This window comes from Rathayibacter sp. AY1H3, from assembly GCF_002932015.1.
In genome coordinates this window covers 39,997-61,939 of record NZ_PSUU01000018.1, presented here as the reverse complement: position 1 = coordinate 61,939, position 21,943 = coordinate 39,997, and the positions used below count along the sequence as shown (strand labels likewise).

The following is a 21,943-nucleotide window of genomic DNA, read 5'->3' as shown; positions in this document are numbered from 1 at the left end:
GCAGTGCGAGAGGAGCCAGCGGGACGTCGTCGCCCCTTCGCCCGGGAGCGGCCGCTCAGCCGGTGAGGATCGTCGAGTCGCCGCGCGGCCCCACCGCGACGCGGAGGCCGATCGGAAGCCGCTCGCGCATCGCGTCGACATGGCTGATCAGGCCGATCGTCCGACCGCCCGACCGCAGCTCGTCGAGCGTGCTGAGCGCCGTCTCGAGCGTCTCGGCATCGAGCGAGCCGAAGCCCTCGTCGATGAACATGGTCTCGAGCGAGATGCCGCCGGACTGCGCCGTCACCACGTCGGCGAGGCCGAGGGCGAGGGCGAGCGAGGCGAGGAACGTCTCGCCGCCGGAGAGCGAGGCGGGCTGCCGGCGGACGCCGGTGAAGGCGTCGAGCACGTCGATCCCGAGGCCGGAGGCGGCGCCGCGGTAGGCGAGCGAGTCGTCGTGGGCGAGTGCGTAGCGGCCGCTGGTCATCGCGTCGAGGCGGAGGTTCGCCGCGGTCACGATCTCCTCCAGGCGTCCGGCGAGGGCGAAGGCCTCGAGGTCCATCCGGCGCGTGTTCTGCCCCCGGCCGGAGACGGTCTCGGCCAGCGCGCGCAGCTCCTCGTGGCGATGGAGACGCTCACCCAGCACGGCGAGGCGGCCCGCGGCCGTCGCGGCGAGCTCGGCCAGGCGCTCCGAGCGGTGCTCGAGCACGGAGAGGCCGGCTCGCGCCTCGTCGCGACGGGCGGAGGCCTCGCGCGAGCGCTCCTCGGCGGCGGCGAGGTCGACGGCCGTGCCCGGCAGTCCGCGGAGTTCCGGGTCGGCGAGCACCGCCTCCGTCGCGCTCCGCCGTCGCTCGTGCTCGGCGACGACGGCCTCGGCCCGCGCCCGGTCCCCGCTGGCCAGCGCGGCCGACTCGGCCTCCTCGGCGGTCGTGAAGCCGCGCTCGGCGAGGACCTCGGCGAGCTCCTCCCGGGCGGCGGCGGCGGCCTCGGACCGCGAGACGGCCGCCTCCTCGGCCTCGACCAGGGCGACGGCACGACGGCGCTGGGCGTTCAGCTGCTCGACCCGCGAGGCGACGCTCGTCGCGCCGTCGCGGAAGGCCTCGACGCGCTCCCGCAGCAGCCGCAGCGCTTCAGCGGCGAGGGCGGACTCGTCGGCGCGGGCGCGGTGCTCCTCGCGAGCGGCGTCCCGTCCGGACGTGAGAGCGTCGATCCGGGTGCGCAGCCGGGTGCGCTCGCGCCGCAGCTCCTCCATGCGGGCGGCGGCGCGGCGCGCCGAGGCGAGCCGCTCCTCGTGCGCCGGGCGGAGCGACTCCGGATCCGCGTCCTCGCCCACACGCTCCTCGAGCGCCGCGAGAGCCCGAGCCGCGGCTCCCTCGCGCTCGCGGGCGCCGTCGAGGGCGGCGGCGGCGCGCTCCACCGCGACGCGGGCCCGGTCGAGGTCGTCGGTGCCGACCGTCGTCGGGCCGTCGTGCTCGGCCGGGCGGGGGTGCTCGCACGAGCCGCAGACGGGGCAGGGCTCGCCCGGCTCCAGCCGCTCGGCGAGCTCCCCGGCGAACCCGGCGAACCGGCGCGCGATCAGGGCGGCCTGCTCCGTGGCGCGCTCGCCGTGGACGCGCGCCGCGTCGGCGTAGGCCGTGCCGAGCCGCTGCAGACCCGCCGCAGTGAGATCGCGCTCGAGGGCCGCGGCGATCCTCCGCTCGAGCGCGGCGAGCGCGTCGACGCGCGTGGGGACAGCGGCGGCCTCCCCGGCCAGGGACTCCTCCTCGGCGGCGAGCGCGTCGACGTGGGCGGGCAGCTCGCGCAGCTCCGCCTCGATCCCCGCGAGCGCGGTCGCCGCCGCCTGCTCGGCGCGTGCGGACCGCTCGGTGACGCGCTCCGCGTCGGGGAGCCGGCGCTCCTCGGCCAGCGCCTCGGCGAGGGCGCCGAGGACAGCGGCGAGCCGTTCGGCCGTCTCGGCGGCCGGGCCCCCGGACGCGTCCCCGTAGGCGTCGGCGGCGAGGTCGCGCTGCTGCCGGGCGGCCCGCTCCTTCTCGGCGGCTGCCCGGGCGGAGCGGAGCAGCGGCAGCACGCCGTCGGCCCGGCGCGCGCGCTCGATCGCGGCCCGCTGCTGCTCGACGTGCGCCTCGGCGACCACGAGCTCCTCCGCCTCGATGAGGGCGCGCCGGCGCCGCTCCTGGCCCCGGGCGATGCGCCGGGCCTCGTCGAAAGCGGCGCCCGCGGCCTCGTGCGCTGCGTCGGCCGCGGCGGAGCCGGCCCGGGCCGCCTCGAGCGGAGCGGCGAGCCGCGCCGGCAGCCCGGCGAACCAGGCGGCGTCCGGCAGAGGCGGCTCGGCTCCGTCATCGAGGAGCCGGACGGCCTCGTCCGCGAGCGCCGTCACGGCCGCGCGCTCCTCCTCGAGCCCGACGGCGCTCGCGTCGCGCTGCTCGAGCAGGCGGCGGCGGAGCAGATCGAAGCGCTCGGTCGCGAAGAGCGTGCGCAGGAGCCGCTGCCGGTCGTCGTTCTTCGCGAGCAGGAACTCGTGGAAGCGGTTCTGCGCCAGCAGGATCACCTGGAGGAACTGGTCCTTCGTCAGGCCGACGATCCGGCCGATGTCGGCGCCCACCTCCTTCGCGCTCGACGAGAGCCCGACCCAGGTGCCGTCGACCTGCTCCAGCAGCTCGACCTTCGCCGGCTGGGTCGTGGTGCCGGTGCCGCGCCGTTTCGGCCGCTCGTACTCGGGCGAGCGCCGGACGCGGTAGACGCGCCCCGCCGCCTCGAAGTCGAGCTCGGCGAAGGTCTCGTCCTCGGGGCCGCTGTGGTCGCTCCGCAGGCGCGAGGCGGTGCCGTCGAAGCGGGGGACCGAGCCGTAGAGCGCGAACGCGATCGCGTCGAGGATCGTCGACTTGCCCGCTCCGGTGCGCCCGGCGATGAGGTATACGCCCACGTCCTCGAGCCGGTCGAAGTCGACGCACTGCTCGGCGCGGAACGGTCCGAGTCCGGCGAAGGCGAGTCGGCGGATCCTCACCGCAGAGCCTCGGCCTCGACGGCCGCGAGCGCGTCGAGGGTGAGGGCGCGCTCGGTCTCCGTGGCGCCGTGACCGCCGCGGACGTGGGCGAGGAAGTCGTCGACGACCTCCACGTCGCTCCGCCCGCGGATCCGCTCGGCGTACGCGCGCGGCTCGGCCGCGGCGTGCGGGGGTCGGTGCTCGAGCGTGGCGCAGCCGGGGAAGCGCGACTGCAGGCGCGCCATCGCGTCGAGCGGGCGCACGGGATCGGTGAGCACCGCCGAGACCCAGTCGCCCTCCACCTCGGCCAGGGAGGGATCGCGCAGCAGCTGCTGGAGCTCGCCCTCGATCACGCTGAGCCTCCTCGGCACGGGGAGCGGCGACCACTCGACGCCCTCGAGCCCCTCGGGCCCGATCGTCACCAGCCAGGCGCCGCGCGGCTTCGACGCCTCGCCGAACGAGTAGTGCAGCGGCGCTCCGGAGTAGCGCACTCCCGGCAGCAGCTCGGCGCGTCCGTGGATGTGCCCGAGCGCCGCGTAGTCGGCCGCGGCGAAGTGCTCGACCGAGACGTAGTCGAGCCCGCCCGCCGTGATGTCGCGCTCGAGGACCGCGGCCGGGGCTCCGACCGCGAAGCAGTGCGCGAGCACGACCCAGGGACGGCCCGCCGCCTCGGCGGCGGCGCGCACCCGCGCCATCGCGAAGGCGAGCACGTCCTCGTGGCGGCGCAGCTGCTCCTCCGGGTGCCGGTGGCGGTAGAGGGCGGGCTCGAGGAAGGGGATGCCGTGGACGCCGACCTCGAGGCCGGACGCGTCGCGCAGCAGGACCGGCTCGGCGTACGCCTCGGGGTCGGTGAGGACGTGGACGCCCGCTCCGCGCAGGAGCCCGGCCTGGAAGCCGAGCCGGGCGGGGGAGTCGTGGTTGCCGCTGGTGAGGACGACCTCGGCGCCGGCCGCGCGGATCGCCTCGAGCGTGCGGGTGAGGAGGGTGTAGTGCTCTGCGGCGGGCACGGCGGAGTCGAAGACGTCGCCGGCGATCAGCACCGCGTCCACGCGCTCGGCCCGCACCGTCTCGACAAGGGCCTCGAGCACGGTCGCGAGCGCCGCCGTCGTGGAGTGCCCGTGGAAGGTGCGGCCGATGTGCCAGTCCGAGGTGTGCAGCAGCTTCACGGTCGTCCTTCCTCTGCGTCGTCCGGGGGAGCGACTCCAGGCTAGTGAGGCCCTCCGACACCGGCGGCGCAGCGGACACCTCCCGTTCACCGGGAGGTGCACAATAGGGCGTCGGTCGAGCAGAGGAGATGGTCGTGAAGCTGCCCCGCGTCCCCGCGACGATCCTGGGTCTGGGCTCGCGCACCCGCGCCGCCGCCGAGGACACCGCTCCCATCCAGCGTCTGCGCCCGGACGACGAGCCGGCCCGCACCAGCACGGTCGACAACGCGATCTACCAGGACGGCCGCCGGGTCGTCTCTCCCGGCAGCATCCCGGAGGCGCTCGCCGCCCTGCAGAAGCTGCCCGACGCGATGGCGTGGATCGGGCTGTACCGGCCGAACGCGGCCGAGCTCGCCGCGCTCGAGGACGAGTTCTCGATGCACCCGCTCGCCCTCGAGGACGCGATCAGCGCGCACCAGAGGCCCAAGCTCGAGCGGTACGGCAGCGACATGTTCGTGGTGCTGCGCGCCGCCAGCTACTCCGACCAGCGCGAGGAGGTCGACTTCGGCGAGCTCCACCTGTTCGTGGGGTCGAACTTCGTCGTCACGGTCCGCCACTCCGAGAAGCCCGACCTCTCGCTGGTGCGGCGGCGGATGGAGGCCGATCCGGAGCTGCTGCGCGTCGGCCCGGTCGCCGTGCTGTACGCGATCCTCGACGCCGTCGTGGATCAGTACTCGCCCGTCGTCGCCGGTCTCGAGAACGACATCGACGAGATCGAGGCGCAGGTCTTCGAGGGCGACCCGGCGGTGTCCCGCCGCATCTACGAGCTCAGCCAGGAGGTGCTGGACTTCCAGCGCGCGGTCGCTCCGCTGACCGGCATGCTCGGGCGGCTCGTCACCGACTTCGAGGTGTTCCAGTCGGATGTGGAGCTGCGCCGCTACATCCGCGACGTCGCCGACCACGTCGCGCTCGTCACCGAGCGGGTCGACGGCTTCCGCACCACGCTGCGGGAGATCCTGGCGGTGAACGCGACCCTCGTCGCCCAGCGCCAGAACGAGGACATGAAGAAGCTCGCGGAGGTGGGCAACCAGCAGAACGACGAGGTCAAGCGGATCTCCGCCTGGGCGGCCATCTTCTTCGCGCCGACCATGATCTCGAGCATCTACGGCATGAACTTCGACGTGATGCCCGAGCTGCACGTGGCGTGGGGGTACCCGGCGGCGCTCGCGGCGATGCTCGCCTCGAGCGTGGTGCTGCACCGGCTCTTCAAGCGGTGGGGCTGGCTCTGAGCCCGCGTCCCGCGACGTGTCAACACCGTGACGGTCCCGGAGGCTCCGCGTAGCGTCGCTCGTGGGCCGTCCGGCCCCTGAACGGAGGGACTCCCGATGACTCCGGAGGACACGACCACGACGGCCCCGCGGCCCCGCTCCCTCTGGCGGGCGGGCGCGGCTCCGATCCCCTCCGACGAGTTCATGCCGGGCGCGCACTTCGATGACGTCGTGGTCGGCGCCGGACTCACCGGGCTGGTCACCGCGCTCCTCCTGCAGCGGACCGGCCGGCGCGTGCTGGTGCTGGAGGCGCGGGAGGTCGGCGCGGTCACGACCGGGAACACGACGGCGAAGCTCAGCCTCCTGCAGGGAGCGCACCTCTCCCGGATCGCGGAGCGCAACATCCCCGCGGTGACCGAGGCCTACGTCGCGGCGAACCTCGCGGGCTTCCGCTGGCTGCTCGACTACTGCGAGGGCGCGGGCGTGCCGGTGCAGAGGCGCACCGCCTACAGCTACGCGCAGACGCCCGAGGGCGTGGACGCCGTCCTGAAGGAGCACGCGACCGCGCGCCGCTTCGGCCTCGCGACCCGCCTCGTCGGCGAGCTCGACGTGCCCTTCCCCAGCACGGCGGCCGTGGCCCTCGACAACCAGGCCCAGTTCGACCCGATGGACGTCCTCACGGCGCTCGCCGCCGACTTCCGCGCCGCCGGGGGCACCCTGGTACAGGGCGTCCGGGCCCTCGGGATGCGAGCGACCGCTCCTGTCCGGGTCCGCACCAGCGCGGGCCCGGTGACCGGGGACCGGGCCTACCTGCTCACGGGCGCGCCGATCCTCGACCGCGGCCTCTACTTCGCCAAGATCGCCGCGCTGCGCTCGTACGCGGTCGCGTTCCGCACCGACGCGCCGATCCCCGACGGCATGTACCTCTCGGTCGACGAGCCGTCCCGCTCGGTGCGCGACGCCGAGCGCGACGGCGAGCGGCTCCTCCTGATCGGCGGCAACGGCCACCCGGTGGGGCGCAGGCCCGTCACCTCGGAGGCGGTGGACGACCTGGTCGCCTGGACGCGGCGGTCCTTCCCGGGGGCGGAGCCGGTCGCGCAGTGGAGCGCCCAGGACTACGAGCCGTTCCACCGTGTGCCGTTCGTGGGCTGGCTGCCGCGGGGCCGCGGACGGATCTTCCTGGCGACCGGCTACGACAAGTGGGGGATGACCAACGCGGTGCAGGCCGCGATGACGCTCGTCGCCGACCTCGAGGGCGGGACGCCGGCCTGGGCGAGGACGCTGCACCGCCGGCCCACGCTGCCGCGGGTGATGGCGGAGGGGCTCGGCGCCGGGCTGGCGGTGGGCGCCTGGTACGCCCGCGGCTGGTCGGCAGCGCTCCGCGCGCCCCGCTCGGCCGGGGTGGTGCCGGCGGAGGGCCAGGGCTCGCTCGCCCGCGACGGCCTGCAGCCCGTCGCTGTCTCCACCGTCGAGGGGAGGCGCTGCGCGGTGTCGGCGGTGTGCCCGCACCTGGGCGGGATCGTCACCTGGAACGACTCGGAGCGCAGCTGGGACTGTCCGCTGCACGGCTCCCGCTTCGCAGCCGACGGGACGGTGCTGGAGGGGCCGGCGGTCGAGCCGCTCGCCCCGCTGGGCTAGGCCGGCCGCCGGCTCCGCGGAGCCGAGCCGGCGGCCGGCCCCGCAGAGCAGGCGGCTCAGTCCTCGTCCGCTCCGGGCTCCGCGACCTCGTCGCCGTCCGCGCCCGAGGCATCGCCGGTCGTGTGCAGATCGGTGTCGCCCGGGATGCTGAAGTCGCTCAGCGGGTCCAGGGGCTTCTTGTCGTCGGTGTCGTCGCTCATGCCTGCCACCCTACGAGCGTCCGGCGAGGCGCTGCACCGCGGCGACCGGGATCGACAGCCACTCCGGCCGGTTGCGCGCCTCGTAGATCGCCTCGTAGACGGCCTTGTCGAGCTCGAACGCGTCGAGCACCGCCCGGTGCGCGGTGACCGCGTCGCCCGCTTGCTCGGCGTAGCCCTCGAGGAACGCGGCACGGCTCGCCGCCGCCCACGCCGCCCTCGAGGCGCCCGGCTCGGCCTGCTCGTGCGCACCCGCCGCGTAGTCGAAGGAGCGCAGCATCCCCGCCACGTCGCGCAGCGCCACGTCGGGAAGACGGCGCTCGTGCATGGGCCGCAGCGGCTCGCCCTCGAAGTCGAGGAGCACCCAGCCGCGATCGGGCACGGACAGGACCTGCCCGAGGTGGTAGTCGCCGTGGATGCGCTGGAGCCTCGGCCACGGCGCGGTCTCGGCGGCGCGGAACACGGCCTCGATCGCCTCCGAGTCCTCGGCGATCACGGGGACCTCGGCCGAGGCGATGCGCAGGCGACGGCGCATGGCCGCGACCATCCGCTCGACGACCTCGGACGTGGTGTCCTCGGTCGGCATGACCTCCGCCAGCGTCGCGTGCACCTCGGCGGTGGCGCGGCCCAGCTCGCGGGCGGGTCCGGTGAAGTCGGAGTCGGCGGCGACCGCTTCGAGGGCGACGCGCCACGCGTCCTGGACCCCGGGGAGGAACTCCTGTGCGAAGGCGAGGTGCCCGAAGGCGCGGCCCGTCTCCTCGCCCTCGTCGTCCCACTCGCCGGTCACGTTGCCGAGCACGGGCGGGACGAGGGCGCTCCCGGCGGCGTTGAGCGCCGACTGCACCGTCACGTCCGGGTTGTCGCCGTGGTGGAGGGCGCGGAAGACCTTGACGATCACCGGGGTCGCGTCGGATCCGTCGTCGGCGGTGGTGCGGACGATCACCGAGGTGTTCGACTGCTCGCCGCTGAGCACCTTCGAGGACGCGAACGCCCCGATCGCGGCACCCGGTTGCCGGTGGCCCTCGGCGCGGGCGCCGCCCTGGGCGCCGTCCTCGTCGGAGCGGCCGCCGTCGGCGATCATGCCGAGCAGGGCGCGGGCGAACACCGGGTCCCGTGGAGCGTCGTACACGAAGTGCACGTCGTCGTAGTAGACGAGGGCGTCCTCGAGCCCGGGCACCGGAGCCGCGTGGACGGTCACCGGCACCTGGTACAGCACCGGGCTCGTGCCTGCCCGGTCGATGAAGAGGTGGTCCACCACCTCCGCCTCGCCGGGGTGCAGCGACCAGGCGCCGCGGACCTCCAGCTCGGGGCGCCGCCCCTTGCTCGCGTACCACCTCTGGTCCGCCACCCATGCGGCGATGCGGTCGATCGACAGGCCTGCGCTCATGCTCTTCCCTCCGTCGGCACCCCGAACCCTACTGGCCGCGGACGACGGGCGGAGGGGCTTGCGGCGGGGCGCTCAGGCCAGCTCGAGCACGTCCAGCGTCCAGGCGTACTCGAACGCGATCTCGCGCCAGCGCTCGTAGCGTCCGCTCACCCCGCCGTGTCCCGCGGTCATCTCGGTGCGCAGCAGCGCGGGAGCGCCGACCTCGCGGAGCCTGGCCACCCACTTCGCCGGCTCCACGTAGAGCACCCGGGTGTCGTTGAGGCTCGTCGTCGCGAGGATCCGGGGGTACTGCACGTCCTCGCGGACGTTCTCGTAGGGCGAGTACGACTTCATGTAGGCGTAGACCTCGGCGTCGTGCAGCGGGTCGCCCCACTCGTCCCACTCGATCACCGTGAGCGGGAGCGACGGGTCGAGGATCGAGGTGAGCGCGTCGACGAACGGGACCTGCGCGAGGACGCCGGCGAACGCCTCCGGGGCGAGGTTCGCGACCGCGCCCATCAGCAGGCCGCCGGCCGACCCTCCCTGCGCGACCAGGCGGTCCGGAGTGGTGAAGCCCGCGTCGACCAGGTGCCGCGCCGCGGAGACGAAGTCGGTGAAGGTCGTCCGCTTCGCCAGCGTCTTCCCGTTCTCGTACCAGGAGCGGCCCATCTCCCCGCCGCCGCGGACGTGCGCGACGGCGAAGACGACGCCGCGGTCGAGCAGCGAGAGGCGCGCGATCGAGAAGCCCGGGTCGATGCTCGCCTCGTACGAGCCGTAGCCGTAGAGGAGGAGCGGCGCGGGGGCCGAGTCCGGATCGGCGGCGTCGCGGCGCCAGACGAGCGAGAGGGGCACCCGCGTGCCGTCCTCCGCCACGGCCCACTCCCTCCGCTGCACGTAGAGCGCGGGGTCGTAGTCGCCGAGCACCGGCTGCTGCTTGAGCACCGTGCGCTCGCCCGTCGCGACGTCGAGCGCGAGCACGGTCGAGGGGGTGACGAACGAGGTGTAGGCGAGGCGGAGGGAGGGCTGCTCCCACTCCGGGTTCCCCGCCAGGCCCGCGTCGTAGAGCGGCTCGTCGAAGACGATCTCCTCGAGCCGCGCTCCGGCGCCGTCCTCGCGGAGCAGCCCGAGCCGGGTGGCTCCGTCGGCCCGGTAGGAGACGACGACGTGCCCGGCGAAGGCGTCGACGCCCTCGATCCGGCGGCCCTCGCGGTGCGGCACCACCACGCGGCGCTCGCGGGCCCGGGCGTCGGCGTCGAGCGACAGGTCGGCCGGCTCCTCGACGATCTCGAAGTCGAGGGCGCCGTCGTTGTGCACGATCAGCAGGCGGTCGCGTCCGTCGACGACGGCGTGCTCGACCTCGTACTCCACGCCCTCGCGGCGCGGCCACACCGAGCGGAAGGAGCCGGTCGGGTCGGACGCGTCCAGCAGCAGGCACTCGCTCGTGATCTTGCTGCCGATCTCGATGACGAGGAAGCGGCGGCTGCGGGTGAGGCCCACGCCGATCCAGTAGCGCTCGTCGGGCTCGGCGAAGACGACCTCGTCCGGGGTCCCGGCGCCGACCTCGTGCCGCCAGATCGTGTCGGGGCGCCAGGACTCGTCGACGGTCGGGTAGAAGACGAAGCGCCCGTCGGCGCCGAAGGTCGCTCCGCCGCCGGTGCCCTCGATGACGTCCGGCAGATCCTCGCCGGTCTCGAGGTCGCGGATGCGGAGGGTGTAGCGCTCGTCGCCCTCGACGTCGGTGCCGAAGAGCAGCCGTCGGCCGTCGGCCGAGACGTCGAAGCTGCCGAGCGAGAAGAAGTCGTGCCCCTCCGCCTCCGCGTTGCCGTCCAGGACGACCTGCTCGCCCTCGAGCGGACCGCCCTCGGCGATCGACGGCGGCGTCCAGTCGTCCGGCCCGCTGATCGGCGCCCGGCAGTGCACGGCGTACTGGCGGCCCTCGTAGGAGCGCGAGAAGTACCACCAGGAGCCCTCCCGGACGGGCACCGAGAGGTCGGTCTCCTTCGTCCGCGAGCGGATCTCCTCGAACAGGCGCTCGCGCAGCGGAGCGAGAGGAGCCAGCACCGCCTCGGTGTACGCGTTCTCGGCCTCGAGGTGCGCGATCACCTCGGGGCTCTCCTTCTCGCGCAGCCACTCGTAGTGGTCGACCACCACGTCGCCGTGGTGGCGGCGCTCGAGGGGGACGCGGCGGGCGACGGGCGGAACGGGCGCGGTCATCGCTCCAGCCTAGGGCGAGGGCGCCCCTGGCCGCCCGGGGTGCCGCAGCGGCGCCGGGCGTGATCACAATGGAGCATGGCCAGCGGTGCGGAGAACGAGTCGGCGACGTCCCGGGCGGGCGGTGCGCGGAGAGTGCAGACCGAGGTCGAGCGCAAGTACGACGTCGACGCGGGCACCCGGCTGCCCGACCTGACCGGCACCGGGAGCGTCGCGAGCGTCCGCACCGAGGAGCCGGTGACCCTCCGCGCCGAGTACTTCGACACCGCCGAGCGCGCTCTGTCCCGGGCGCGGATCACGCTGCGCCGCCGCGAGGGCGGATCCGACCAGGGCTGGCACGTCAAGCTGCCCGGCTCCTCCGGCCGCACCGAGATCCACGCGGAGCTCACGGCCTCGCGCACGGTCCCGTCCGCCGTCCGCGAGCCGGTGCTCGGGCAGGTGGGGCGCGCGCCGCTCGAGCCGCTGGCGCTGCTCGAGACGGTCCGCTCGATCACCCGCGCCCTCGACTCCCACGGGCGGGAGCTCGCCGAGATCGCCGACGACCTGGTGACCGCGCGCGACCAGCGCACCGGCCGCGAGCGGCGCTGGAGGGAGTGGGAGGTCGAGCTCGTCGACGTCCCTGGGGACGAGGGCGAGGGGGTCCTCGACGCGATCGAGCAGCGCCTCCTCGCCGCGGGCGCCCGCCCGGCCGCCAGCGCCTCGAAGCTCGCCCGGGCCACCGGCGGCCCGATCGAGGAGACGGTCCCGGATCCGCGGAACGGCGGGGAGGCGGCGCTCGCCGCGGTCCGCTCGCTCCTGCGCGAGCTGCGCGCCGTCGACCCGCGGGTGCGCCTCGAGGCCGACGACGCCCTGCATCGGATGCGCGTGCTCGCGCGCCGGCTCCGGTCCGTCCTCGCCGCCTCCCGCTCCGTGCTCGACCGTGCGGCGACCGACCCCGTGCGGGACGAGCTGCGCTGGCTGGGAGGGGTCCTCGGCGCGGCTCGCGATCAGGAGGTGCTCGCCGAGCGGTTCCGCGCCTCCCTGGCGGCCGTCGAGGGCGCCCCGAGCTCCCCCTCCGCCCTGCTGGAGGAGATCGAGCACCGGCACGCCGCGGCGCTGCGCCGCGTCGACCGCACTCTGCGCGGCGGCCGCTACCTCGCGCTCCTCGCCTCGCTCGACGCCCTGCTCGCGGACCCGCCCCGCACCGCGCGGGCGGGCTCGAGCGCGACGGCGCTGGTGCGCCGCTCCGTCGCGAAGGACCTCGCGCGCATCTCCGCAGCGGGCTCCGCGGCGGCCGGCGGCTCGCTCGAGGCCAGACACGACCTGCGGAAGGCGGCGAAGCGTCTCCGCTACACCGTGGAGGCGTGGCGGGCGGTCGTCCCCGAGGCCGTCGGCGCCCGGCGCCGCTCGCTCGCCGAGGCGGGCGAGGACCTCGCCGACGCCCTGGGGGAGGAGCGCGACGCGCTCGCCGCCCGTGCGCTGATCCTGGAGGAGGCCGATCGCAGCGGGGAGGGAGCCTTCGCGCTGGGGGTCGTCGCCGCCGAGGAGCGGCACCGCGCCAGGCGGGCCGCGAAGGCCGCGGAGAAGGCGGGGGACCGTCTGGGGTCGCTCTCGCGCTGACCGTGCGGCCCCGCAGTCGCTGTCAAGCCGACGGCCCGGTCACACGGACGAAATCCACGGCGGATAATGTGAATCATGCCTTCCGTCCGTGCTCTTCCGTCACCGCTCCTGCGCCCGCGCCACTTCGACCGCGACGACGTCGTGGTCCATGCCGGCCTGTTCTCGCTGGTGAACTCGAGTACGACGCCCCGCGCGGCCTGGACCGAGGACCTGATCGCCATCGGCGAGGTCCTCGACGCCGCCGAATTCCCCTACCGCCTCATCCGCGGCACCGACGGCTCGCCCTTCCTCGCGGTGGACCGCGTGCTCGGCGCCGAGCTGGCGACGCTGCTGGCGCGCGCCTTCGCGACCGAGCCCTTCTACGCCAAGACGGTCGACAAGCGGGGCACCCCGCCCCAGCTCCTGGCCGAGGGCGTGCTCGCGCCGTATCCACGCGCCTCCGTCTTCAAGCTCTTCCGCCCGCGCGTCTCCTCCACGGGATCGCTGCGCTACGGCGCCCGCAGCGGCGTCCGCCTCGAGCTGTGGAAGGTGGGCGAGGAGGAGATCATCACTCCCGCCGAGAACGCGCTCATGCGCAACAGCCTCCCCGTCGCCGAAGCGATCGACGCCCACGTCGAGGCGTACGGCCGCACCTGGCCGACGTTCGAGGGCATGTTCGAGCCGCTCGTCAGCGACATCCGCTTCGAGGTGGACATCGTCTTCTCGTGGGTCGACGGCACCGACCTGGAGTTCCAGCGCGCCCGGGCGGCCCGCATGGCGAGCTACGTGGTGGGGGAGGGCGACGACGCTCCGGCGCGCTTCCGTCAGATCGACGAGCTCAAGTACGCCCTGCGCAGCGTCTACATGTACGCGCCGTGGATCCGGCACATCTACATCGTCACCGACTCCCCGCGCCCGCGCTGGCTGGACGAGCACCCGGACGTCACCCTCGTGCGCAGCGAGGACCACTTCCGCGACCTCTCGGTGCTGCCGACGCACAACTCCCACGCGGTCGAGAGCCAGCTGCACCGCATCCCGGGGCTGGCGGAGCACTTCCTCTACTCCAACGACGACATGTTCTTCGGGCGCCCGGTCGACCCGTCGATCTTCTTCTCGCCCGGGGGCATCACGAAGTTCATCGAGGCGACGACGCGCATCGGCATGGGCGACTCCAACGCCTCCCGCAGCGGCTTCGAGAACGCGGCCCGCGTCAACCGGCGCCTGCTCCGCGAGCGGTTCGGCGCGATGACGACCCGTCACCTCGAGCACGCCGCCACGCCGCTCCGCAAGACCGTGATGGCCGAGCTCGAGGCCGAGTTCGAGCCGGAGTTCACCGCGACCGCCGCGAGCCGCTTCCGCTCCGCGAGCGACGTCTCCGTCACCAACTCGCTCTACCACTACTACGCGCTGATGACCGGCCGCGCGGTCGTGCAGGAGAACGCCTCGGTGAAGTACGTCGACACGACGATGCACCAGGGGCTGAAGGACATGCGCAAGCTCCTCAAGAACCGCGGAGTCGACTTCTTCTGCCTCAACGACGGCAGCTTCCCCGAGATCTCGGCGGAGGCGCGCACCAAGGCCGTCATCGGGTTCCTCGAGGAGTACTACCCGATCCCGGCTCCGTGGGAGCGCGAGGTCTGACCGTGGGCTGGGCCGTCGGGGGAGCGGTTGCCGGGCTGCTTCTCGGCCTGGCGAGCTCGCTCGTGTTCCCGGGCATCGGAGTGGGAGCGGGCGTCGGCGGGCGCTGACACCGCCGGCCGTGTCCGAGGACGCGGTCGACGCGGCGCCCGGAGGCGTGGGAGCGACCCCGACGCCCCGCCGCGCCGCTACGCGCTGACGCCCACCCGCTCCACGAGCGGCGGGTAGAGCTCCTCGTCCCGGGCGACGGGGGCCGCCGTCGCCGCGGCGATCTCGACGCCGTGGTCCGCGAGGATCCGCTGCGTCTCGCTCGCCGAGACGTAGGACACCTCGGTCGAGGCGCCGATCGGCACCACCGAGTGCAGCACCGTGCCGTCGTAGACGTGGATCAGGTTGAACGCCTGGGCGCCGTTGCGGGCGCGTGTCGCGCCGACCGGCACGTTGAGGTCCTGGGTGTAGCAGGTGGCCGACGCGACCGAGACCGGGATGCCGGCGAACATCGCCGTCGACGAGTAGTGCAGGTGGCCCGCGATGATGCTGCGGACGTCGGAGCCCTCGAGCACCTCCGCGAGGGCGGGCTGGTCGCGCAGCTCCACGAGGACCGAGAGGTCGAGCACGCTCGGCACCGGCGGGTGGTGCAGCGCGAGGATCGTGCCGTGCGGGGCCGGGCTGGAGAGCTCCTCCGCCAGCCAGTCGAGCTGCGCGTCCGAGAGCTCGCCGTAGTGGGCGCCGGGCACGGTGGAGTCCAGCGCGATGATCCGGAGCCCGTTGACGTCGTGCACGCGGTCGATCGGCTGCGTGGTCGGGAGCTGGTCGAGCAGCCCCGAGCGGAACGCGCCGCGGTCGTCGTGGTTGCCCATCACCCAGATCACCTCGGCGCCGAGGCGTGCGGCCGCGGGCTCGACGACGGCGCGCAGCTTCGCGTACGCCTCCGGCTCGCCCTTGTCGGCGAGATCACCCGTGATGACGATGGCCTCCGGACGTCCGCCGGACGCCTCCAGCTCGTCGAACAGGAGCCACAGCTGGGCCTCGCTGTCGACGTCGGAGCCGTACAGGCCGCCGTCTCCGGCGATGAAGTGGGTGTCGCTCAGGTGAAGGATGAAGTGGTTGGGCCGGGGGTACTCGGCCTGGCGGAGGGACATGATCCTCGGGTTCCACGATCGGCGGGAGCCGGATCACGCGACCCGGCGTCGGCACTTGCGCACTGCTCCAGCGGAGGCGACCCCGCTGCGACCAGTCCATCATCGCGGGGTGAACTCCGGGCCAACACCGGTCGGCGCGTCATCGAACGGTTCTCCCAGGTTGCCGGTCGCTGCGCGGTCCTCCCGGACCCCGGAGGACCGCCGCGATCAGAGCCGGGCGAGCAGCCGCGCGTAGAACTCGATGGCGCGCTCGAACTGGTCGGCCTCGACCGACTCGTCGACCCCGTGGATCCCGAGCTGCTGCCGCGGGCTGATCTCGAACGGGATGAAGCGGTAGACGTGGTCGCTGATCGCGTGGAAGTGCCGCGCGTCGCTGCCGCCGGTCTGCACGTAGGGGGCGACGACCGCGTCCGGGAACGACTCCTGGACGACCGCGCGGAGCAGGTCGTACGGCCCGCCGTCGCCGCGCTCGCCGGTGGGGGAGACGGGGGAGGGCTCGTGGGCGACCTTCACCTCGACCTCGACCTCCGGGTCGTCGATGACGGCGCGGATGCGTTCGACCACGCCCGCCACGGTGCCGCCCGGGTTGATCCGCACGTTCGCGGTGGCGCTGGCGCTGGAGGCGAGGACGTTCGCTCCGGTGCTGCCGCGCAGCTCGGTGATCGCGACCGTCGTCCGCAGCATCGCGGCCGAGCGGTTGGAGTGGGCGGCGAGCGCGCCGACGACGGCGTCCGGGTGCTCGTGCGGGCGGGCGTACCAGACGGCGTGGGCCGCGTCCGCGTGGTCGGCCGCCGCGCGCACCAGCTGGGCGATCGGCTCCGGGAGGGTCGAGGGGAACGGGTTCTCGGTCAGGCGGTGGATCGCCCTCGCGAGCCGCTGGGTGGCGAGCAGCCCGGGCGGGGGCGGCGGAGCGGAGGCGTGGCCGCCGACGTCGCGGCAGGTCAGCTCGAGGTTCATGATCCCGCGCTCGGTGACGCCGATCACGGCGATCGGGGTGGTGACGCCGGGCAGGATGCCGCGCCGCACGTTCCCGCCCTCGTCGAGCACGAGGCGCGGGCGGACCCCGCGCGCGCCGAGCAGGGCGACGACCGAGGGGGCGCCGTCGCCCGCCGTCTCCTCGTTGTGCGTGGAGAGGAGGTACACGTCGTGCCGGGGCCGCTCGCCCCGCAGGACGGCCGCCTCGACCGCCTCGAGGAGGGCGACGAGGGAGCCCTTGTCGTCGAGGGCGCCGCGCGCCACGACGGAGGTGCGGCCGTCCGCGGCGACGACCGTCTCGGCCGCGAACGGGTCGTGCGACCATTCCGCCGCCGTCACGCTGACCACGTCGTAGTGGGCCATCAGCACGGCCGGCTCGCCCGGCTCCTCACCGCGCCAGCGCCAGAGGAGGGAGTGGCCGGCGACGGTCTCGGACTCCAGCGCCGCGTGCAGCGCCGGGTAGAGCTCGGCGACGAGCTCCCGGAAGGCGTGGAAGCGGCTCCAGTCGGTCGCCGACTCGTCCGAGTGGGACACGGTGTCGACGCGCAGCAGGGCCTGGAAGCGCTCGAGCGCGGTCGTCGTCACCGGGCTAGCCTACGACGGCGGTGCCGGGCCCCCGGCCCGTCGGAGCGGAGGTGCGCGGTGGGGCTGCCCGAGGTCTGCGTCGTCTACGTCCTCCGCGACGGCCCGCGGGGCGCGGAGGTGCTCCTCGGCTGCAAGCGCAGGGGCCTCGGCGAGGGCCGCGTGGTCGCCCCCGGCGGCAAGCTCGAGCCCGGGGAGTCGCCCGTCGACGCGGCCGTCCGCGAGCTGGAGGAGGAGGCGGTGCTGGTCGCCCTCCCGGCCGACCTGGAGCCGCGCGGCGTGCTCGACTACTCCTTCCCGCACCGGCCGGCCTGGAGCCAGCGCTCGCACGTCTTCCTCTGCCGCCGCGTCACCGGCGAGGTCACCGAGTCGAGCGAGCTCGCCGCCGCCTTCGTCCCGGTCGAGGAGGTGCTGTTCGAGCGGATGTGGGATGACGCCCGCCTCTGGCTGCCGGGCGTGCTGCGCGGGGGCGCGCCCGTGCGCCTCCGGGTCGAGTTCGGCGCCGACCTCGCGAGCGTGGCCTCGTGGGGGCCGGCCGACGCTCAGACGAACGTTCCCGCCAACAGCAGCGCCAGCAGCGAGATCACCGAGGCGATCGAGAGCGTCAGCGAGTAGGCGGTGAACGTGCCCCGCACGGTGAGGCCGAGCACGGACTTGAAGAGCCAGAACGCGTTGGCGTTGACCATCCCGAGGAAGAGCGCGCCGGAGCCGGCGGCCAGGGCGATCAGCGCCGGGTTCACGTCGAGCACGGGGATCAGCGGGGCGACGATGCCGACCGCGGTGATCGCGGCCGTCGAGACCGAGCCGATCGCCGCGTGCAGCACGGCCGCGACGACCCAGGTGAGCAGGATCGGCGAGAGGGCCCGCCCGTCGAAGGCGCCGGCGAGCGCGTCGCCGACCCCGGTTCCTCCGACCACGGCGGCGAGGCTGCCGCTGACCCCGGTCAGGACGACGATCGGGCCGCTGCGGGTCAGTGCTCCGCCCAGTGCCGTGGCCACGGCGCCCTTCGGGAGCGTCCGCAGTGCCGTCGCGTAGGCCAGCACCAAGCCGGCCAGCAGCGCGATGTGCGCGTCGCCGAGGAACCGCAGGAGGGGGACGTCGAGCTCGGCCAGCTGGGTGAGCGAGTTCGCGGCGATCAGCACGATGGTGAGGGCGATCGGAGCGACGGCCAGCGCGAGCGGCACCCGCCGCGTCGCGAGCGCCGTGCCTCCCGTGGCCGCGCCCGCCTCGGGCTCGAGAGCGGGCCCCGGGACCGCCCCGCCCTCGAGGTCGCGCTCGTCCCGCCAGCCGCCGCGCTTCACCAGGGCGCTGTACACCAGCACGGTCAGCACGATGGTGACGATGCCCAGCGGGGCGCCGATGGCGACCATCGACGGCAGGGGAGCGCCCGCGATGCCTGCCGTGGCCAGCGCGGCGGCTCCGGGGACGACGAAGACCACGCCCACGATCATCCCGACGATGGAGGAGCCGGCCAGCAGCCCGTAGCCACCGGCACCGAGCCCCCGCGAGGCCAGACGAGTCAGCGGTGCGCTCATCACGACCAGCACGTCGGAGTAGATCGAGGGGAAGGCGACGCCCAGGGTCAGCGCGTAGGCGACCGGGAGCGCGCGCCGACCGAAGCGCTTCACGAGCCAGCGGGCGAGCAGTGGGGCCACGCCCAGCGCCTCCAGGAGCGATCCGAGCAGCAGGCCGAGCGCGATCAGCAGGCCGATGTCGCCGAGGACCGCGCCGAATCCGGACGTCATCGCGGTCACCGTCCCCTCGCCGCCCTGCCCCGAGACGAGGCCGAGCCCGAGGGCCGAGACGAGGAGGGCGATCACCGGCTCGACCTTCAGCACGACGATCAGGACCACGACGGCCACGATCGTGAGCAGGATGAGGAGCACGGGCCAGTAGTCGGTCATGGGCGGTCCTTCTGTCGAGGAGCGGGAGGGCCCGGAGACCGGGTCGCCGCGAGCCGTCCAGCCCCGGCCGTGGTGCGCCGCCAGACGGACGATCGCGCGGATCCGCGGAGCCGGGAGAACGCCGCGGAGACGCGGTGCGTCAGCGGAACATACCGATCCCCGACCCTGCTCCCCGACGTCGACGACTTCTTTCGTCATGCAGCGTCGCGAACACGCGGGCCGGATGCGCACCCTGCTACTTTCACCGGGCAGACGTCCTCGGGGGGAGGACGCAGCCGCATCTCTCCTCCGTGGTCACCCGCATCCGGACGGCCTCCGCCGTCCGACCCGCCAGGCGCCCTCCGTGGGGCGCCGCCGTCAGCGGGCCACACGACAGCGACGCGATCCGGCCCCGCCCGGACGCGCCCGAGCGCAGCAGGAGCACTACCCATGACGGCACAGATCATCGACGCGACCGATCTCGACGAGCTCCGGCGCGTCGGGCAGGAGCTCCGCGAGGGCGCGACCGTCATCGCGCAGACCGACACGAACTACGGCGTGTTCGCCAGCCCCTTCTCGCGCAGCGCCTGCTTCCGCCTCTACGACATGAAGAAGCGGGACGGCGCGAAGCCGCTCACCCTCTTCGTCTCCGCGCCCCGCGACTGGGCGACCTGGGCCTTCGCCCCGGAGACGGCCGACATGGACGCGCTCGTCGCAGCGTTCTGGCCGGGGCCGCTGAACGTCATCCTGCGCCGCAAGCCCGTCGTCCCGGACTGGGTCACCTCGGGCCAGGACACGGTGTCGGTCGTGCACAACCTCAGCGCCCCGATCAACCTGCTCTCGATATTCGCGGGCCTGCCGCTCGCGGCCACCTCCGCCAACATCAGCGGCACGGTGTCGACCGGACTCGTCGACTTCGACCTCGCCGCGGAGCACCTCGGCGGCGACAGCGACTACCTGATCCGCAGCACCACCGCCCCCGACTCCACGATGAGCAGCACGATCGTCTCCCTCGTGGGCGGCGCGTCGATCGTCCGTCAGGGCGACGTGGGCGCCGACGCACTGCGCGTCGTCGTGCCCTCCCTTGTCTGACCTCGGGCGCGGGGACGCCCCGCGCGGCCGCAGCGCCGCCGGGCTGATCACGGTCTACCGGATCGTCTCGCGCGCCTACTTCCACCTGCCCGTGGTCGCGGTGTTCCTGCTGGCGCGGGGCTACCCGATCCTGGCCGTGGCGCTGCTGCTGGCGCTCTACGGAGTGGTGGCGGCGCTCGCCGACGGCCCGCTCTCGCCGCTCACACGCCGCCTGTCCTCGGCGGGCTCGCTCGTCGTCGGCGAGGGCGTGAAGGCACTGGGCCTCGTCGTGATCGTGCTGGACGCGGATCCGGTCGCCGTCGTGATCAGCCAGCTGCTCGCCGGCTGCGGCTTCTCGCTGACGGCCGGGCGGGACGCCGCGCTGGCCTCCTCGCTGCGCGCCGGAGCCGATGCTCGCCGCCAGGAGACGCGGGTGCAGAGCGGAATGTTCCTCGCCTCCTTCGGCGCGGGAGTGCTCGGGGCCGCCTCGCTCGCGCTCTGGGACCGGCTGCCGTTCCTCCTCAGCGCGCTCGTGTCGTGCGCCGCGCTGGCCGTGGTGCTCCTTGCCCGCCTGCCGCTCGGCGCGAGCGCCGCCTCGGGAGTGGCGGCGCGCGCCGTGCGGCCGGCCGTCCTGCCCGCCGCGGTGCGCTTCTGGTCCCTCTACTACTCCGTGAACCGCGCCGTCCTGCTCGCCGCTTACACCTTCGTGATCCCGCTGCTGCTGTTCCAGGAGCTGCGTCTGACGCTGCCCGCGTTCGGCCTGGTGCTCGGCCTCTACACGCTCGCCGGCCTGGCCGCCGCCCGGCTCTCGCCGCTCATCGCCGGCACGCCCCTGGTCTTCCGGCTGACGGCGCTCACCCAGGTGCTGGGCCTCGCCCTGACCACCCTCGGGGTGCTCGGCGCCGCGATCGCCGGCCTGGCCCTGCTCGGGATCGCGGGCGGCTTCGTGCGGCCCGCGACGATGATCGCCCTGGCGCCGGCGATGAACGGGCTCGAGGACGGCGCCCGGGTCGCGGTGATGCGCGGACTGGAGCGCAACCAGGGGATCCTCCAGGCCGTCCTGCTCGTCGGCGCCGGGATACTCGTCCCCCTCACGGGAGGGACCGCGCCGACCCTCATCGTCCTCGTCGTCCTCGCGGTCCTCGCGCAGACGATCGGGGCCGTCTCGATGCGACGACAGGAGAGGAGGGCCGTCACCGCGGAAGCGGAGTGACAGAGGAAGTCCGGGACGAGCCCGCCGGCGGAGTCCCTCATCCACGTGCAAGGAGTGAAGCAATGCAGCCCATCTACACGTTCTCCGATTCCGACAGATCGACCCTCCAGCAGTCGCTGCTGGCGGTCGCCATCGACCCCTACAAGGACTACGACCGCTTCCGCGACGCGATCGCCGCGCTGATCGACAGCGGCGACGTCCCGCAGGGCTTCGTCGACGCGCTCGCCCGCATCCGGCGCGAGCGCGACGAGAAGATCACCTACGCGCACCTGATCTCGAACAACCCGGTCGACGACGAGATCCCCTGGCTCGACCAGGACGACGCGCTCGAGGACAAGTACCGCAAGAAGCTGACGTTCGTCGGCGAGGGCCTGCTCGAGCTGCAGTCGCAGTACCTCGGCTCGCCGCTGCTCGCGTACGCCACCCGCAACAACGGCGACTTCTTCCAGGACGTCTACGCCGACAACCGCTTCTCGAACACCCAGACGCAGAAGACCGACGGCGAGCTGTACTGGCACAACGAGCGGACCGCGCACCCGGTGCGCGCCGACTTCATCTCGCTCCTGGGACTGCGCACGCCCGAGACCGACCTCGTCTACACGAAGTACGTCGACGGCCGCGAGATCCTGCGCTTCATCTCACCCGAGAACCAGGCGCTCCTGCGCGAGGCGGTCTACATCACCCCGTTCGACGAGCTCTCGCGCGCCCAGAACAAGAACCAGATCGTGTCGGACCAGCACGCTCTGCTCGAGAACGAGCACAGCTTCCGCTACTACGACACCCGGACGGTGCCGGCCGACCCGGACGACCTGCCGCACCTGTGGGCGCTCTGGCAGTTCCGCGATGCGCTCTCGAAGGTCAGCGAGCAGTACCACCGGATCCGCGACGCGGACCTGCTGATCATCGCGAACCAGGACGGCCTGCACAGCCGTCAGCTCGTCGACGTCCAGGACCGCGACAAGACCCGCTTCCGCTGGCTGCTGAAGACGTACTCGTTCCGCGACGCGGCGACCGCGGACCGCCACTCCGACTACTGGCTCGACGGCGTCCGCGGCCGAGTCACCGACTGAGAGA

Annotated in this window: 16 protein-coding genes; 8 read left to right on the top strand and 8 right to left on the bottom strand. The window is 73.9% G+C overall.

The genetic code is table 11. The annotated features are described in order from the left end of the window. Window positions 1-55: 55 nt before the first annotated feature. Both C5C33_RS08910 and C5C33_RS08905 read right to left on the bottom strand, forming a co-directional pair. Window positions 56-2,983: an AAA family ATPase gene (locus tag C5C33_RS08910; protein WP_104260937.1), complete on the bottom strand. Its 2,928-nt coding sequence runs from the start codon at window positions 2,981-2,983 to the stop codon at window positions 56-58. After that, a complete protein-coding gene (locus tag C5C33_RS08905) occupies window positions 2,980-4,128 on the bottom strand; it encodes an exonuclease SbcCD subunit D (protein WP_104260936.1) in 1,149 nt (382 codons plus the stop codon). Before C5C33_RS08905 ends, C5C33_RS08910 begins: the two co-directional genes overlap by 4 nt. A gap of 128 nt (window positions 4,129-4,256) precedes the next feature. Here C5C33_RS08905 and C5C33_RS08900 point away from each other — a divergent pair, with 128 nt between their 5' ends. Further along, the gene (locus tag C5C33_RS08900) at window positions 4,257-5,396 is read left to right on the top strand and encodes a magnesium and cobalt transport protein CorA (RefSeq protein ID WP_104223070.1); all 1,140 of its coding nucleotides are present in this window, start codon (window positions 4,257-4,259) and stop codon (window positions 5,394-5,396) included. A gap of 96 nt (window positions 5,397-5,492) precedes the next feature. After that, window positions 5,493-7,013 carry an FAD-dependent oxidoreductase gene (locus C5C33_RS08895; RefSeq protein ID WP_104260935.1) on the top strand — a complete coding sequence of 507 codons (1,521 nt, stop codon included), beginning with the start codon at window positions 5,493-5,495 and terminating at the stop codon, window positions 7,011-7,013. Window positions 7,014-7,069: 56 nt separating this feature from the next. Here the strand turns inward: C5C33_RS08895 and C5C33_RS18480 are convergent, their stop codons facing one another. The 3 genes from C5C33_RS18480 to C5C33_RS08885 form a co-directional block, all read right to left on the bottom strand. Next, complete coding sequence (locus C5C33_RS18480; RefSeq protein ID WP_159914626.1) at window positions 7,070-7,213, bottom strand: hypothetical protein; 144 nt, start codon at window positions 7,211-7,213, stop codon at window positions 7,070-7,072. Window positions 7,214-7,223: 10 nt separating this feature from the next. Next, entirely contained in the window at window positions 7,224-8,597 is a 1,374-nt protein-coding gene (locus C5C33_RS08890; protein WP_104260934.1) for a phosphotransferase, read from the bottom strand. A gap of 72 nt (window positions 8,598-8,669) precedes the next feature. Beyond that, window positions 8,670-10,790 (bottom strand): S9 family peptidase, encoded by a 2,121-nt coding sequence (locus C5C33_RS08885; RefSeq protein WP_104260933.1) that lies wholly within the window; start codon window positions 10,788-10,790, stop codon window positions 8,670-8,672. Between the two features lie 75 nt (window positions 10,791-10,865). Between C5C33_RS08885 and C5C33_RS08880 the strand changes: the two genes are divergently transcribed. Both C5C33_RS08880 and C5C33_RS08875 read left to right on the top strand, forming a co-directional pair. Beyond that, window positions 10,866-12,386 carry a CYTH and CHAD domain-containing protein gene (locus C5C33_RS08880; protein WP_104260932.1) on the top strand — a complete coding sequence of 507 codons (1,521 nt, stop codon included), beginning with the start codon at window positions 10,866-10,868 and terminating at the stop codon, window positions 12,384-12,386. Window positions 12,387-12,461: 75 nt separating this feature from the next. Further along, window positions 12,462-14,006 carry a stealth family protein gene (locus C5C33_RS08875; RefSeq protein ID WP_104225612.1) on the top strand — a complete coding sequence of 515 codons (1,545 nt, stop codon included), beginning with the start codon at window positions 12,462-12,464 and terminating at the stop codon, window positions 14,004-14,006. A 185-nt stretch (window positions 14,007-14,191) separates the two neighbouring features. On the opposite strand, the gene C5C33_RS08870 is transcribed toward C5C33_RS08875, so the two are convergent. Next, a complete protein-coding gene (locus C5C33_RS08870; protein WP_104260931.1) occupies window positions 14,192-15,145 on the bottom strand; it encodes a phosphodiesterase in 954 nt (317 codons plus the stop codon). A gap of 207 nt (window positions 15,146-15,352) precedes the next feature. Then, window positions 15,353-16,705: a M20/M25/M40 family metallo-hydrolase gene (locus tag C5C33_RS08865; RefSeq protein ID WP_104260930.1), complete on the bottom strand. Its 1,353-nt coding sequence runs from the start codon at window positions 16,703-16,705 to the stop codon at window positions 15,353-15,355. Between the two features lie 57 nt (window positions 16,706-16,762). On the opposite strand from C5C33_RS08865, the gene C5C33_RS08860 reads away from it, so the two are divergent. Further along, window positions 16,763-17,317: an 8-oxo-dGTP diphosphatase gene (locus C5C33_RS08860; protein WP_181136222.1), complete on the top strand. Its 555-nt coding sequence runs from the start codon at window positions 16,763-16,765 to the stop codon at window positions 17,315-17,317. On the opposite strand, the gene C5C33_RS08855 is transcribed toward C5C33_RS08860, so the two are convergent. Further along, window positions 17,245-18,606 (bottom strand): GntP family permease, encoded by a 1,362-nt coding sequence (locus tag C5C33_RS08855; protein ID WP_181136221.1) that lies wholly within the window; start codon window positions 18,604-18,606, stop codon window positions 17,245-17,247. The genes C5C33_RS08860 and C5C33_RS08855 overlap by 73 nt on opposite strands. A 429-nt stretch (window positions 18,607-19,035) precedes the next feature. Between C5C33_RS08855 and C5C33_RS08850 the strand changes: the two genes are divergently transcribed. The 3 genes from C5C33_RS08850 to C5C33_RS08840 all read left to right on the top strand — a co-directional run bounded on the left by C5C33_RS08850 (window position 19,036) and on the right by C5C33_RS08840 (window position 21,939). After that, complete coding sequence (locus C5C33_RS08850) at window positions 19,036-19,677, top strand: L-threonylcarbamoyladenylate synthase (RefSeq protein ID WP_104225616.1); 642 nt, start codon at window positions 19,036-19,038, stop codon at window positions 19,675-19,677. Next, entirely contained in the window at window positions 19,670-20,869 is a 1,200-nt protein-coding gene (locus tag C5C33_RS08845) for a hypothetical protein (RefSeq protein ID WP_104260928.1), read from the top strand. Before C5C33_RS08850 ends, C5C33_RS08845 begins: the two co-directional genes overlap by 8 nt. A gap of 62 nt (window positions 20,870-20,931) precedes the next feature. Beyond that, a complete protein-coding gene (locus C5C33_RS08840; protein ID WP_104223082.1) occupies window positions 20,932-21,939 on the top strand; it encodes a TauD/TfdA family dioxygenase in 1,008 nt (335 codons plus the stop codon). The last annotated feature ends 4 nt before the right edge of the window (window positions 21,940-21,943 follow it).